The 14905-nt window shown below is 33.1% G+C and carries 13 protein-coding genes and 2 pseudogenes; 1 reads left to right on the top strand and 14 read right to left on the bottom strand.

Going from position 1 to position 14905, the window contains the following annotated elements; translation table 11 throughout:
* Window positions 1–2: 2 nt before the first annotated feature.
* Window positions 3–203 (bottom strand): hypothetical protein, encoded by a 201-nt coding sequence (locus J4O15_RS01350; protein ID WP_243761921.1) that lies wholly within the window; start codon window positions 201–203, stop codon window positions 3–5.
* A 176-nt stretch (window positions 204–379) separates the two neighbouring features.
* Here J4O15_RS01350 and J4O15_RS01355 point away from each other — a divergent pair.
* Window positions 380–1747, top strand: a pseudogene (locus J4O15_RS01355) (transposase).
* A 311-nt stretch (window positions 1748–2058) separates the two neighbouring features.
* Here J4O15_RS01355 and J4O15_RS01360 read toward each other — a convergent pair.
* From J4O15_RS01360 to J4O15_RS01420, 13 genes and pseudogenes are all read right to left on the bottom strand, one after another.
* Window positions 2059–2466, bottom strand: coding sequence for a hypothetical protein (locus J4O15_RS01360; RefSeq protein WP_208099405.1), 408 nt, complete (start codon window positions 2464–2466; stop codon window positions 2059–2061).
* A 4-nt stretch (window positions 2467–2470) separates the two neighbouring features.
* Window positions 2471–2899 (bottom strand): hypothetical protein, encoded by a 429-nt coding sequence (locus tag J4O15_RS01365; RefSeq protein ID WP_208099406.1) that lies wholly within the window; start codon window positions 2897–2899, stop codon window positions 2471–2473.
* Between the two features lie 299 nt (window positions 2900–3198).
* A complete protein-coding gene (locus tag J4O15_RS01370) occupies window positions 3199–3339 on the bottom strand; it encodes a DUF6361 family protein (protein WP_208100285.1) in 141 nt (46 codons plus the stop codon).
* Window positions 3340–3360: 21 nt separating this feature from the next.
* A pseudogene (locus J4O15_RS01375) lies at window positions 3361–4458 on the bottom strand (Fic family protein).
* A gap of 241 nt (window positions 4459–4699) precedes the next feature.
* Window positions 4700–5836, bottom strand: coding sequence for a YcjF family protein (locus J4O15_RS01380; RefSeq protein ID WP_208099407.1), 1137 nt, complete (start codon window positions 5834–5836; stop codon window positions 4700–4702).
* Window positions 5836–6045 carry a hypothetical protein gene (locus J4O15_RS01385; protein ID WP_208099408.1) on the bottom strand — a complete coding sequence of 70 codons (210 nt, stop codon included), beginning with the start codon at window positions 6043–6045 and terminating at the stop codon, window positions 5836–5838. The genes J4O15_RS01380 and J4O15_RS01385 overlap by 1 nt, the downstream gene beginning before the upstream one ends.
* Before the next feature lie 42 nt (window positions 6046–6087).
* On the bottom strand, window positions 6088–6330 hold the full coding sequence (locus J4O15_RS01390) for a hypothetical protein (RefSeq protein WP_208099409.1): 243 nt from the start codon (window positions 6328–6330) through the stop codon (window positions 6088–6090).
* 626 nt (window positions 6331–6956) lie between these two features.
* Window positions 6957–8639 carry a recombinase family protein gene (locus tag J4O15_RS01395; RefSeq protein WP_208099410.1) on the bottom strand — a complete coding sequence of 561 codons (1683 nt, stop codon included), beginning with the start codon at window positions 8637–8639 and terminating at the stop codon, window positions 6957–6959.
* A gap of 83 nt (window positions 8640–8722) precedes the next feature.
* Complete coding sequence (locus tag J4O15_RS01400; protein WP_009643544.1) at window positions 8723–8890, bottom strand: hypothetical protein; 168 nt, start codon at window positions 8888–8890, stop codon at window positions 8723–8725.
* A gap of 492 nt (window positions 8891–9382) precedes the next feature.
* Window positions 9383–9793 (bottom strand): sigma-70 family RNA polymerase sigma factor, encoded by a 411-nt coding sequence (locus J4O15_RS01405; protein ID WP_208099411.1) that lies wholly within the window; start codon window positions 9791–9793, stop codon window positions 9383–9385.
* Window positions 9794–10037: 244 nt separating this feature from the next.
* Window positions 10038–11774, bottom strand: coding sequence for an ABC transporter ATP-binding protein (locus tag J4O15_RS01410; RefSeq protein ID WP_208099412.1), 1737 nt, complete (start codon window positions 11772–11774; stop codon window positions 10038–10040).
* Window positions 11771–13489: an ABC transporter ATP-binding protein gene (locus tag J4O15_RS01415; protein WP_208099413.1), complete on the bottom strand. Its 1719-nt coding sequence runs from the start codon at window positions 13487–13489 to the stop codon at window positions 11771–11773. Before J4O15_RS01415 ends, J4O15_RS01410 begins: the two co-directional genes overlap by 4 nt.
* Window positions 13476–14903 carry an ABC transporter ATP-binding protein gene (locus J4O15_RS01420; RefSeq protein ID WP_208100252.1) on the bottom strand — a complete coding sequence of 476 codons (1428 nt, stop codon included), beginning with the start codon at window positions 14901–14903 and terminating at the stop codon, window positions 13476–13478. Before J4O15_RS01420 ends, J4O15_RS01415 begins: the two co-directional genes overlap by 14 nt.
* Window positions 14904–14905: the final 2 nt, after the last annotated feature.

Below are 14905 nucleotides of genomic sequence, written 5' to 3' on the forward strand. Positions count from 1 at the left end.
TCTCAATACGTTCTGATATCCCAAAAATATTTGCGTAATCTCTCAAGCTTCCATATATCTTTCAAGCTGTTTTTAATATAAAATTTCCAAGCTTTAGAAAATATCTCCGGATCCTGCCTTTTCCTATCTCTAACTATATCACAAATAGTCCTTTCCATATCATAGACATAGACAGGATTTCCCATGTCTGTGTTTTTTTCCACAACGCCTATTTTGTGCCACTCCTTTTTTATTTGATGTACATTTAGACGTTTGCGAAACGCCAAAAGCCATATAAATACGACACTTTTTTGTTACTAAATATAAAAATCTCCTCTAGGTCTGTGATATAATGGAGTTGCACAAAACCATAAACCACATCCCGAAAGGAGACATTACTATGATATCACAAAAACAACTCTCTTTGGCAGATATTTTTGAAGATTGTAAAGATATTTTTGAATCTGACAAACCTCAGTTTCTTACTCTGCTGGAAAATCATATTGACCTTGATGAAATTATTCCGATTTCTTTTACAATCATTACTATGCAGCCACCGGCAGAAATCGAAAATATCCTTTGACTGCTATGCTTTGGGCTTTGATTATTCAACGTCTGTTTTCTATTCCGACAGATTCTCTTTTGCTTGTCTTTCTTCATTATTCCGGACATCTGAGAGAATTCTGTGGCTTCACCAAAGTTCCTGATGCTTCTAAAATCACTCGTTTTAAACAGGATTTTTTATCGGACTTACAAGCTGTTTTTGATAAGCTTGTTGATTTAACTGACCCGATATGTAGGGATATTGATAACAACCTTGCTTCTATGCTCTTGTTTGACACTTCAGGTATTGAATCTTATGTAACCGAAAATAATCCTAAATACGCCAACCGCATTATCAGGCAGCTCAAAGCCTATGCAAAATCTATGCATTTTGATAGTTCTTATGACCCTTATAAGGCTGTATATGCTTCTATGCCTACATCGGCTTCGTCAAATCATGAGGTTAAACAGCAGTACATTAACGGACATTTCTGCTACGCTTACAAGTTCGGTATTATTACCAATGGACTTGGAATTGTTCGTTCCATTGATTTCTACAACAAGAGTTATCTTTCTTCTCATCCTGACATTGTAGTTGAAAAGAAAGCAAAGTCTCCGGATGAAGACAAATCGCTTGCTGATTCCAAGGCTTTACTGCCTACCTTAAAGGACTTTAAAACAAGGCATCCTCACATTAAACCATCTATATTCCTTGGTGATGCAGCCTTTGATACCATTGAGATTTACAAATCACTTTTTGAAGATTTCAATTTCAAAAAAGCATTTATTCCTTTAAAAGTTAATCTATCAATGGATAATGTTAAATATACATTCAATGAAAATGGTATTCCTTGTTGCCCTCATGATCCTTCACTTCCAATGAAACGTGAAGGAAGTAAATCCCATTTAAGGAGCAAGCTGTCTACAATAAAGTTCGTTTGTCCAAAAATGAAATGGGAATACAACCGACAAGACAAGTCCAAAAGACGTGTCTGTCACTGTGACAATCCCTGTACAACTTCTTCCTGCGGTAGAATGATTTATGTTTATCCTGAAAAGAATCTCAGAGCTTATCCCGGAGTAGAACGAGGTTCTAAAGAGTGGGATGAAACATATAAGATCAGGGTAAATGTTGAAAAATCAATCAATCACTTTAATGATAGTTTCTGCATTGCTAAACGGAAAACAACAAATGAAAAAACACTGCATTCCGATTTACTGCTAGCCGGTATATCACAGTTATTAACTGTAGTTGTTGCCGATAAAATCAACCAACGACAACATATCAGAAGTTTAAAATCTTTAATTGCTTAGGACTTATCGACTTTATATAAGTACTATGCTTATTATAGATTTAAGCTTGACTTTTGTATCATAAATGCCTAAAATTTTAGCCAGGTCATTTATATGAACACCTCCTCAAAGTGTAGTTGTTGTGAACTGGGAACTTGGAGTTTTTTTATTTATAATAATAAAAAATGTTGAGATTGGCAAATGCTAAACCCCAACATTAATTATACAACTATTCTTATCATATCAACTAGTAAGCACTGTGAATATAGCAGTACTTCCAAAAATAACAATTATCGCCATCCTTAAAATAGGATTATTTATGTCTATGATAATAAAGATTATAAAAACAATCAACATAAGAATAAATAGTGCCAGCGTCAGCATTGAGTAACCACTAACCCTAGAAAAAACATGGACATGATACCATAACAAAAAACAAGCAATAATAGATAGAATTAAAGCAAATGCCAATAACCACCACGCTTTTCCTTCGTCTTTAAACATAATAACAACAGGATTCGTTATATCCTTCACTGAATCATTAAACATACCCAATTCATGTAAATAGTACTTAGTAACTACACAATAAATAATCTGAGCAATCGTATTTAATAATATCTCTTTATAAATGGCACCAAAGTATTCTTTCATATTACTACAACAATCCTCTCTCTTTCATAAGAACTTCGACATAATAAAATTTCTTTTTCTTATCAGAAACTCTGAACAAATAAAATACAATTAAAAAAATAACAATGACGAATATTACCACACTTAAAATAAACAAGCCATTTACCAAAACATAAGATTCATTAGTCAGTCCATCTGCCTCAGTAACTTTGTCAACAAAATCTACAAATACCTTATACAAGCCACCCAAAAAAGCAAGAAACAATACTAAAATTAAGGAATTAGCGATTGTATCCTTCCTCTCCGAAATAGATTTTAACTCACTGTACTCTACCTTCAATTCTTCATCCTGAAAAGAATTAACTTTGTCTATATACACTTCACTTAAACCACTACGTTTTTTAAGAATAGTTCCTAAAAAAAACTGTTTTATCTTATCACTATTATTGCTCATAGCCATTCTCCTATTTTAAATCATTATATCTTAAAAATAAAAGTTGTATATAGTCTTACACATATTTCCACTATTACAATAGTTGTATTTAGTAGTGCACCTTATACACCTAAAAAATTTCGATTAAAGTCCGCTCATTTGTGATACTCAAAAATGGCATCTACACACCCAGACTGTCTTCCATAACACTTATATTGTAACACTTATTGCATCATTTTAGTACTACAAATTCTATATTCCTTGCTTCTGTAGTACTAAATGCAACTAATATAATCACACTTTTTATGTTTAATTAAACTTTACACTTCAGCGTTTGCAAATGCATCTCTGACAATTCCTATACCCAGCTCATCAACTGCCCCCTGTTCACTTAGAAGATTGATAACATCCAGTGCCTTTTGTCTATCTTCTTTTGAAAAATCAATCCATCCTAATTGCATACTCTTCCTTTTTAGTACATATTATGCTTCTATAAGTATCTTCCACTTGCCGTTTCGTTTTCCATTCTCACGAGCAATCAAACCTTTTTCCTGCATTTTCACTGTACATCTCTTAATTGTTCTCTCTGACTTCCCTACAAGCTCCGATATCTGTTTTTGAGTTAATGCAGGATTATTTTTTAAGGCATTTATAATAGCTAGTTCTTCCAAAGACATTTCCAAAGTGCCATTTTGTCACTTTGAAACCGAATTATTGGCACTTTGAATGGCACTTTGGCCATTAAAATCAATATGAATATATCTATTTTTTAAATCATGCTTGGTATCCATTAAAAGATTTTCAAAGAATAATTCAAGAAATTCACTTGTAGCATGAATACCTGCTCTCAGATTGTTATAATTTGCTCGTACTAAAGCATTTCTGAAATACCACGAATTTTGAGCAAATGTATCGTTGCTTATGGTAAAGCCGAATGTCTTTAAATATTTAATAATAAATACTGCAGTTGATCTTGTATTTCCTTCTCCAAACGGATGGATTTGCCATATTCCTGATGTAAATTTAGCAAAATGTCTAATAGACTCATGTATATTCAGTCCCCTATAGGAAAAGTTCTTCTCCTGCGAAAAGTCGTAATCAAGTGTAGCCCTAATACTGTCAAACGATGCATACAGTACTGTATCTCCCTTAAGCACCCACTCATTTTTTGTAATATTGTAATCTCTTATTCTTCCGGCATAATGAAGTACACCTTCAAATAATTTACGATGAATATTTTGTAATTCTGCCGGTGAAAATTGAAATGTCTTCTCTCCAAGTAATTTTGCAATTCTTACAGATACAATATCCGCTTCTTTAGTATCTGCTTCAACACCATCCCTGTCTTTTCTATCTTTATAATAACTACGGATAAGCCTATCTGCTTCAGAAATACTGATTTTACCTTCAATATGATCTTTTGCAGTTTCAATCAAATATTTTGAGGGCTTAAGTCCGTCTACATCCTGAAGCCCGATAGCAGTTTTCCATGCATTACTCTTTTCTACCTTATCCGGTTCACCTTGGCGTATGTATTCGTTTAGATCACTATTCCAACTATTGTATGACAAACAACTCACCTCCTCCTGCAATTCATCTGATTTGATTATTTCTTTTTTATGCCTAACTAATAAAATATAACTTTCCTCTCAGTCACCACCACGCTCTCCGTATAGCTCAGTTCTCCAATGAGTAACCTACTCAGTACCTACTGTACAAGAGAACAGTGGAACACCTATTTTCACCTTTAAATGGGTATGTCTAACTGATTAAAGACTTGAGTTGCCTTATTCATCGAACAAGGAAATGTCTCAATTGTTCTTACTTTTTCATCTTTAGCTGTTCTTTGAACATTGTTGACATAGCATCTTTTCCTTTTTTAGTACCAAGATCATCAATGCTCATTTCTCCCTTGAACACCAATTCCATAATTCCGATATATGCCTCACCAAGAGCGGCCGTAATCACTCCGGCTGTCCCTGCTGAAATAGCACCACCAATAAAAGTACCGGCACCAGGAATAAACTTGATGATATTTGTAACAACCGTCTTTCCAAGTAGAGTAGCACCACCCGCTCCGATTGAAGATGACAGTAACGCTGTAATAATACTCTTATTCACATCAAAGCCAAATATAACGGTTATCGAAGCTATCATACCTAACTGTGTAGGAATTAGTAATGCACAGTCAGAGAACGGTATAGGTACAGCTCCTTCACCTGCCGCTGCAACTGCTGCCGTTGCTACCGCTGCCTGTGCTCGGCGTTTTTTTTCTTCTAAACAAGCAATCTGCACGTGTTGAAGTGTATCCACCAACTCCTCAGGAAGAGCCTCTCCCATAACTTTAATAAGTACTTCAAGTCCATATGACTTAGCAATACCTAAGTCTTCAATTTCGTAGTCCTCTGCAAGTACAGGAATAACCTGGATGATATCCAAATTTTCATTGAGTAGAATTTGTCTCATTTCCTGTGCTTTCTTTTTTGAGAATGACTGAGTAAGTACAACAACGATAGGAACTTGAGTAATCCGGTTTTCCATTGAAAGTTCTCTTAACCATTCAATCTCTTCAGGTTCAATTCTGTTAGATGCTGTATTTATACAGTACCAAATACAATGAATTGCTTTATTTATATCTTGTGTAGCAAGCTCCTTACTGATGGTTTCCATAACTTCTTTTTTAACCTCAGCTTGAACTTCCTTTCCCAACTCAAAACCTCTTGTATCGTAAATTGCAAGTGGAACACCCTTTTTTGTAATCTTTCTCATATGAGTTGTTACCGGTTTTCCCATCCCAGTATCAGCTAAGTGTTCTTTAAAAACCGCATTGATAAGTGTACTTTTTCCAACTCCAGTCTTTCCTGCCACAATAATATTAAGTGTATTTAGATTCTTTATTTTATCTGCTATTGCATTAATTGCTTCTTGGGCAATTTTTTCAGCATCAATTCCCGCCATTATTCTTCCTCCTTTGTTTCTCCATTAAATGGCACTATTTTAGGCCCCAAATCATCGAAGTCAATTTCATCATTCTTCAACGATTTTTTATATGCCTTATTTCCATACTTTTGGATGAGTGGTGGAATAAAAATAAATCCTGATACTGTTAATGCACTACCAACAACAATCCATACCACCTTGCTACATCTATTCCTTTTATCCTTCATACTTTACCTCCCATAAGAGTCCTTGTAAATTTTGCGAATTTCCTATAAAAGAATGAACTTTAATGCCTTGCTCATCAGTTCCTGACATTTCTCCATAAACTCTTCAAAGTTTGCAAGTTCATAAGAAACATCACTTGGAAGGTACTTAGTATTTTCACTATTCTCAGTAACCTTCAGCCAATCGACAAGTAATGTCGCATTCTTGGATTCATTTATCATATAACGTCGATTCTCTGTTGGGTGTGTTATTCCACAGTTCTCCAACTGAGCGGATGCTGTAATCATTCCGTTTATTTCATCTCTACTACCTGCGATTCTTTCATAACTGTATTTCGGTAGGTATTCTTGGTAAGTACAAGATATCGTTTACTTGCTCTCGCAATCTCCACAAAACGATTTTCCAAGTATCTAATCAATGCCTTATTGAGATATCTGCCAATAAAGACAACTGCCGTACTCCAGTAATATGTTTCTTTTTCAGATTGATAATCTCTTAAATGCTGTACAAGTCTTTCTTTAATATTTTCCGCTTCTCCAATGTATACAGAATCAGAACCATCATCTTCCTTATAAAATAAGAAATATAATCCTGCCTGTGTAATATCCTAACGATAACAAGAAGAAACCTCAATACGAGGAATCTTAATTGCTTTTCCATTACAATTTGATAACTCTGCAATAATAAAACTGTGAGCCGTTCCATTTACAAGGAACAACTCTATTGTTTTTCCATATGCCAATTAGAATCACCTATCCTTCATTATTTTCGTATGCCCCACCTATTCTCAATATTTCTGTCTATCCAACTATAAAAATACCACGGTTTTATACTGTTTTCCAGGCATATTTGCAGTCTAATTTTCGATTCTAAAAAAATCAAAAGCCCCTTATTTCAAACCTTTTTCACACTTTTACTTGTGTGTTTTAGTCAATAGAACTACCCCCTCAACTTGCTCATTATTGTCCAAACCTATATTTAAATCTTCATCGATGATAGGAAGTTTAAAAGTAATTGATTTTAGCCATTGCCCATTCGGTTGCTTCTCTTCATAAATTTGAATTTCAGAAATCAAAGCTGTAATTAACTGTCTACGCTCTACATCATTCATTACCTTGTAAAGTTTATCAAAATAGATCAAAATCTTATATATGTTATCTCCTGTAAGTTTCTCAGCTTCAATAGTTTGTTTCTTTGCTTTCGCATCAATTAACAATGATTCTAAGTCTTCAATCTTATCATACATACGATAAAGTCTATCGTCTAAGTCCTGTTTTCTTCGTTTGTAGTGCTTATCATCAGCATCTAAATTATCTATTTCCTCAATTAGCTTAAATTTCGTAGAATGGCTCTTCCTCAATTCTTTCTGGTAATTATCTATCTCTTTTTCTATTTCAGAGGTATCTACCTTCATGTTAATTTTTTCTTGCATCATAGAAGCAAATTTGGGATTGCTTACTATCTTTATAATTACCTCAGCAACTGCATCATCTAACAATTCTTCTCTGATTTGTTTATTGTAAGTACATTTATGACCTCTTATCATATGCCTATGTTTACAGCCATAGTAATAAAAATCTTTATACTTTGTACCATCTTTCTTTTTCTTAATACACTTGTTTCCAAACATTCCCACTCCACATATTGGACATTTTACAATTCCTGAAAGCAGATGTGTGCGTGTATCTTTCCCTTTATTCACATGCTCATATTTCTTTGCTTGAGATTTTAACTTAACTTGAGCTGATTGCCATAGCTCATCAGAAATTATAGCTTCATGAATACCTTCAGCTATTAAATATTCATCTTGTTCAACTTGCTTATATTCATTTCTTGTTCCATGAACTTTTTCTAAAGTTCTTCTTCCAAAGGCTATTTTCCCGTTATATACAGGGTTTTTTAATATCTTTCTTATAAGACCTGCGTCGAACAATGGATTTTTCCCATTTTGTCTTGGAATTTTTCTTATACCATGATTTTCTAAGTATTTAGAAAGTCCATTGGCTCCAATTGTTGTATTTACATACTGATCAAAAATAGTTCGTATCGCAACTGCTTCTTCCTCATTGATTATCAATTTCCCATCAATCAGTTGATAACCGTAAGGAGCAAACCCTCCATTCCATTTGCCTTCTCTTGCCTTTTGAATACGCCCTTCCATCGTTTGAACACGAATATTTTCCCTTTCAATTTCAGCCACAGCTGATAAAACTGAAATCATCAATTTACCTGCATCTTTAGATGAATCAATCCCATCCTCAACACAAATCAAATTGACTCCAAAATCTTGCATTGTTTGTAGAGTTGATAAAACATCAGCAGCATTTCTTGCAAATCTTGACAGCTTAAACACAAGAACAAAAGATACTCCATCCTTTCCGGATTTTATATCTTCCATCATGCGAGTAAACTGTATTCTTCCCTCAATAGATTTTCCAGACTTTCCTGCATCTTCATATTCTCCAACAATTTCATAATCATTATAAAGAGCGAAAGCCTTCATTCTTGATTTTTGTGCCTCTAAAGAATAGCCATCTATCTGTATTGATGTAGATACTCTTGTGTAGAGGTATACTTTTGTTTTTTCTTTTGACATAGCATTAACCTCAATATATTTCTCTATATCTTTATAGTTTCTAAAAAAGTTTGGACTTATATCTCAAGTATATTATAGCACTTTTATTTCTTTTTCTCAATCTGTGTTTTTGCCATGTCAAAAATATTTTCATTTTCAATGTTATTACTTACTGGTATTGGATCTGGCAGATCATCCAAATCTAAAACACCAGCATACTTTGTAATAAGATTTGCTATCAAATCAGCCAATCCATCCCAGTCTCTATCCACAGGCACGCCCCCCTTTCTTCAAACTCTTATATAATCAATCTATAGCTTTCTTATCTAACTAAGTTTCATGACATTGACGGGTGCTTTGGAACAGCAACATTGGAATCTCACCACCGCCCCTATTAAGATGAGCCGGCTTTCACTAAAGAAGTATCATTATCATTACTCAGGTCATAGCTCACAAAGTATCCTTGTTCTTTGCTTTAAGAAAATTTATTTATCGCTCGTTTCCTTCTATCCTTGTCTTTGACAGTATTCATTTAAACCGAATTTCTTCAGCAGGAAAGTCATGGCGTAAATTCCTTACGCTCACTAAGTAATTAAAAGTCCCGTCATGGTCTATTCAGTTGTCAAAGAACAAATATTTGAAAGGGATTTTCTTTACATCTTCCTGTTTGCCATAAATAGGCTATATCTCTTATAAAAGTAAAGGAAGTCAAACTCCCCTTCACTTTACATAAGGAAAATTTGACCCCTTTGGTTACCGAAGTTTTAAAGTTCTTCGATAAATTTTTTCAGCTTTTCAAGAATTTTGTTTCTTCTTTTGATTAAAGCTGGATGTGTAATACTTTTGAGCTTTGCTACTGAACGAATAGTTTCATCATTGAAATACAAGCGTTCAATAATATCTCTTTCTTCTGCATTGAGCCTTGATATAGCACTTCTGACTGCTTCAATCATCATTTGTGTTTCCACAATCTTTTCTACATCAACACTTTCATCAACAATATTATCTATAAAGTGTCCGTCATGATCCAATGATGAAAAAAAGAGCAAGTGGTTTTTCTTGTCCACCTGCTCTAAATACTTTTCGTGTTCTTTTTCTCGCCAGTAGACTTTATATATCTGCTCACTGACTTTAACCCTTTGTCCGTTGACATAAAGGTAATATTCTTTTGGCATTTTATTTCCTCCATTTATTTTTTGTCTGCTTGTTTTTAGACAAAAAAGGAGGACTTCTGCACATAGGCATAAGAAGTCCTCGAAAATGAAAGAAACTTGCTCTTTCTCTATATTTTAAATTTAATTGCTTATAATAATTACCGGCATCAAAAAGGTCTATTATTATTTTCTATGTAAATAACAGACCTTACATACCACATAGCAATTACCTCCCCATTGTTTAGTTAATTCATGCTTTCTCCTTCTAATTATTTAAACTCCAATTTTCTGACATAGATTTGGCATTTATAAAGTCTTTATAAATTCCATCTTGCCTCATCAATTCATCATGTGTACCACTCTGTTCAATACAGCCTTTATTCAAAACCAATATTTGATTTGCATTTCTAATCGTCTTTAACCTGTGTGCGATCATAATAACTGTTTTATTCTTGGTAAGTGACTCTATAGCCAATTTTAATTTATCTTCATTTTCAGGATCAATGTTTGCCGTTGCTTCATCGAAAATAATAATTGGAGCATCTTTTAGCATCGCTCTTGCAATTGAAATTCTCTGCTTTTCACCACCTGATAACGAAGCCCCGCCTTCCCCTATTGAAGTGTTATAACCTTGTGGAAGTGAAATTATAAAATCATGGCATTGAGCTTTTTTAGCTGCATTGACCACTTCCTCTCTCGTTGCATTTTGATTGCCAAACTTTATATTATTTTCAATAGTATCTTCAAATAAATATACACCTTGAAAAACCATAGAAATATTATCCATAAGATTTTCAACTGTATAATCTTTAATATTATTTCCACCTATTTTTATTTCGCCTTCGTTAACATCCCAAAATCTTGCAATTAGATTACATAATGTAGTTTTCCCCGAACCTGATATGCCGACAATGGCAGTCATCTCATTCTCTTTAATAATGCATGTAACATTATCTAAAACTCTTCTATTGTCATAAGAAAACCCTATATTTTTAATATCAATATTATGATTTTGTATCAAAGAACTTATATTGCCTTCATTAATATCAGGCATGTGGTTAACATATTCATATGAATCAATAGCATTCTCTGCAATTCGTAAAATCGCCATATTAGAGCCCGCTCCAATCAATCCATCAAAAATCGTGAAGCTTGCTATCATCAGTACAACCGTATCTGCAATACTCAAATTTCCAGAAAGATTTAATTTAATGCAAAATAATAGCATCACTACAATTGTCATTCCTATTACTATTCTTTGAGTTATGGTATACGGAATAATCATCTTTTCAAGCGACAGTGTAGTTTTGTAACTATCATCAATCGCATCGTTTAAACTTTTGTTATTTTCCCCACTCAAATTATATGATTTAATAACCTGCATTCCTTGAATTGTTGATAGTACATTTTTAGTCAAACGTGTCTGAATATTAGACATATCGGCTGCATTTTTTCTTGAACGTTTTTCCATTAGAAAAGTAACAAATAAAAATACTATCATACCAATTAGTGCCACAAAACCTATTTCAAAATTTATGATGAATATTGACAAAACAAATATGAATGTATTTAAAAATCCTCCCAATACATTAACAAGTAATACTGGTATCCAAGACTCAATTTGTGTGAGATTTGTAGTTGCCAAAGTAGTTAACTTGCCTAAACTAAAATTATTGAAGAATCCCATTGGAACTCTTTTTATTTTTTCTCCCAACTCTATTCTTTTATTTGCTGCCATAAAATATCCCGCATGTGTTTGATTCATTTGAGATACATTTTGTGTGATAATCTTGCCTATTAAACTAATTATTAGTACTACTAATACTATAATAATGTCCTTTTGCACAACATTTTGCTTGAACAGGCATTTCAACATATAATAGATTGCCACAAATTGAAATGCATTAAATGCAGCATGAAAAAATGCTGCTACTATTGACCTCGTCAAATTTTTTCTTTCCTTGCCGGAGAATAACCAGATTTTTTTAAATACGCTTATCATGCTTCATCCTCCTTATTTGATGCCATACACATAGCACAATATGATTTTGACTTTTCTAAGAGTTCTTCATGTTTCCCACTGTTTTCAAGCATTCCATTATTAATTACAAATATTTTGTCGGCTCCTTTTATTGTGTTTAGCCTGTGAGCTATAACAATTAAAGTTTTTCCCTTTATTAATTTGGAAATCGCTGCTTGAATAATATTTTCATTCTCTGGATCTATGTATGATGTAGCCTCATCTAAAATTATAATTGGCGAATTTTTAAGCATTGCCCTGGCAATGGATATTCTTTGCTTTTCTCCTCCTGATAGATGCCCGCCACCTTCTCCCACGATAGTATCGTAACCATGAGAAAGTTCTTTTATAAACCTGTCGCATCCCGCTTTAATTGCGATTTGCTCAACTTCGTCATCTGTTGCATTCGGATTGCCAAGTCTAATATTTTCTTTAACCGAGAAGTCAAACAGGTAATTATCTTGTGACACATAAGATATTAATTTTGAAAGTTGTTTTAATGGAATATTATTTACGTCTATTCCACCAATTTTAATATGACCACTTTCAACATTCCAAAAGCCTGCTAAAAGTTTCGCTATTGTCGATTTACCACTTCCCGATTCACCCACTAATGCATTAAATGTTCCTTCATCAAATTTTAAATTTAAATTCTTAATTACTTGTTTTTTCCCATTGTATGAAAAACTAACATCTATAAATTCAACATTAAAGTTTTCAACTGTTTGTACAGTTGTCCCACATTTTAGTTTTTTTGAAGCCAAAAGGCTTTCCACTCCACTCGATATAGTCCCAATTCTAGCCAAATCATCTGTATAATTTAATACTTTAAGTAGATTTGATACTGTAGCAAAAGATAGTATTACTATTGTTATCAATGTTTCTATTTCAATACTACCATTTTTGTAAAAAATCATTCCAAATGGTATAACTGTTAAAATTCCCATTGGCGATAGTATGCGACCAATAGAAACTCTTTTCATACATCTCCCCATCCAATCATAATAAAATTGTGCATTGTCATTGACAGAATCACTATATTTTTGATAGGAAGTATTACTTTGATTAAACGCTTTAATAACTTCAATACCACCAATATACTCAACCAATGCGTTATTCATTTTTTGACCCAAGACTACAGATTCATTGTAATTTTTCGAATATTCTTCATTCATTACTGATTTCATAAAACTAATACCAACAATGAAAGGAATAAGGGACACCAAACCTAATCGCCAGTCCAAAGTAAGCATATATATTATAAGCAATACTGGTCCTACTACATTGGCTGTCATCTCTGGTAATATATGCGATAAAGTTGTTTCCATGCTGTCAACTTTATCGACAATTATGTCTTTCAAAGTTCCAGAACTAATACCGGTAATATCACCCAATGGCATTTCAAATAACTTATTTGAAATTTCCTTTCGTATATCCCTTAAAGATTGAAATGTCGCAGTATGAGAGATGGTTGTAGATATTCCTGCTGATATTTCTTTGATTAAAAACAGTCCTGTAATAATCAATAATTTATTTGAGTACAATTCCCAATTTGAATTCCCGTTAATCAACTCTGCTATAAGACTTGCAAGAATCATATATGAAATTAAGCCAGCTACTACACCAAAAATAGCAAACAAGATAGAACAAGAGAATTGAATCTTTCGTTTTTTTATATACTGCCTAATTATATTCATATAGCACTTTCTTCCCTTCTTTTATTTGTTTTCCCTCTTCCAGATATAGAAACTTATCACTTGTAGCTTCGGCCAAAAGTGAATCATGTGTAATAATAACTACTATTTTCCCCTTCTCAGAAAGAAGTTTTACCCACTTTATAATTGAGTGTAATCCATCGCCATCCATTCCACTTGTTGGCTCGTCTAATATATAAACATCTGCATCTGAACAATATGCTGCAGCTAATATTACTCTTTGTTTTTCTCCTCCTGACAATGATGCAGGATGTCTATCTTTTAGTTCGTTCAAACTAAAAGCATCCAAACTATCCACTATATCTTTTTTTAATTTTTCAGTTATTTTTTTACCAATTGAAATTTCACTTACAACGGAATCTGAATACAGTTGATAATCTGCATCTTGCATAACAAAATAGCAAAATTTATTTCTTAAATTTCTGTTTGCTACTTTTCCTCTATATTTGATTGATCCTCCGTTTTCTTTTAGCAGCCCACTTATAACTTTACACAAAGTAGTTTTTCCTGCTCCATTGTTTCCTAGCAGTGAAACAACCTCCCCTTTATATAACTTTAGATTAATGTCATCAATTCCTAATTTTGTTTTCTTATAGTGAAAGGATAACGATTCAATATCTAAAATTAAGTCGTTTGATTTTTTATTCTTAGTGTTTTTATTGATTATCTTTGGTCTCAAGCCAAGATTTGATAAACTTTCATTATCAAGGCTTTCAAACTCTTCCTTTGACCAAATCTTCCTTAACAGACCTCTATCAATATAAAAAAATCTATTTACTACTTCATTGAACGGTTCAAGCCTATGCTCACTTATAATAATAGAGATCCCTCTATCTTTAATTTTTTTAATTATTTTTATCAAAACTTTGACTCCATCTTCATCTAAATTTGAGGATGGCTCGTCGAGGATCAAAACTTTAGGTTGTAAAATTAAAGAAGATGCAAGTGCAACTTTTTGTTTTTGACCACTGGATAATTCATCTATATTTTTCGAAAGTAAACCTTCAATCCCAACAACCCCTACAATCTCATCAAGTTTTTGTCTTATTTCATGTGCAGAAAGTCCTATATTTTCTGCCGCAAAACAAATCTCATCTTGAACACTATTCATAAAAAATTGGCTTCTTGGGTCTTGAAAAACAACACCAAATAAATTAGCACGTTCTTCTGAATCCAATTCAGCCGGAATTTGTTTATCTATTTCAACTTTTCCTTTCAGCTCTCCCTCATAAAAAACAGGAATCAAACCACTGATAGTTCGTAAAATTGTGCTTTTCCCTGACCCTGATTTACCACAAAGTACAACACATTCTCCTGATTTTATAGAAAAAGTAATATCTTTGATAGAAGAATCTCCATCACTATAAGAAAAAAATACATTCTGAAATTTTATCATCT

It is taken from the genome of Lachnoanaerobaculum sp. Marseille-Q4761 (assembly GCF_017565785.1).
Lineage (GTDB): Bacteria > Bacillota > Clostridia > Lachnospirales > Lachnospiraceae > Lachnoanaerobaculum.

Bases quoted from the DNA above. Each gene is read 5' to 3' on its own strand.
- J4O15_RS01360 (WP_208099405.1), bottom strand. From the start codon at position 2,466: ATGAAAGAATACTTTGGTGCCATTTATAAAGAGATATTATTAAATACG.
- J4O15_RS01365 (WP_208099406.1), bottom strand. From the start codon at position 2,899: ATGAGCAATAATAGTGATAAGATAAAACAGTTTTTTTTAGGAACTATT.
- J4O15_RS01370 (WP_208100285.1), bottom strand. From the start codon at position 3,339: ATGCAATTAGGATGGATTGATTTTTCAAAAGAAGATAGACAAAAGGCA.
- J4O15_RS01380 (WP_208099407.1), bottom strand. From the start codon at position 5,836: ATGGCGGGAATTGATGCTGAAAAAATTGCCCAAGAAGCAATTAATGCA.
- J4O15_RS01385 (WP_208099408.1), bottom strand. From the start codon at position 6,045: ATGAAGGATAAAAGGAATAGATGTAGCAAGGTGGTATGGATTGTTGTT.
- J4O15_RS01390 (WP_208099409.1), bottom strand. From the start codon at position 6,330: ATGATTACAGCATCCGCTCAGTTGGAGAACTGTGGAATAACACACCCA.
- J4O15_RS01395 (WP_208099410.1), bottom strand. From the start codon at position 8,639: ATGTCAAAAGAAAAAACAAAAGTATACCTCTACACAAGAGTATCTACA.
- J4O15_RS01405 (WP_208099411.1), bottom strand. From the start codon at position 9,793: ATGCCAAAAGAATATTACCTTTATGTCAACGGACAAAGGGTTAAAGTC.
- J4O15_RS01410 (WP_208099412.1), bottom strand. From the start codon at position 11,774: ATGATAAGCGTATTTAAAAAAATCTGGTTATTCTCCGGCAAGGAAAGA.
- J4O15_RS01415 (WP_208099413.1), bottom strand. From the start codon at position 13,489: ATGAATATAATTAGGCAGTATATAAAAAAACGAAAGATTCAATTCTCT.
- J4O15_RS01420 (WP_208100252.1), bottom strand. From the start codon at position 14,903: ATGATAAAATTTCAGAATGTATTTTTTTCTTATAGTGATGGAGATTCT.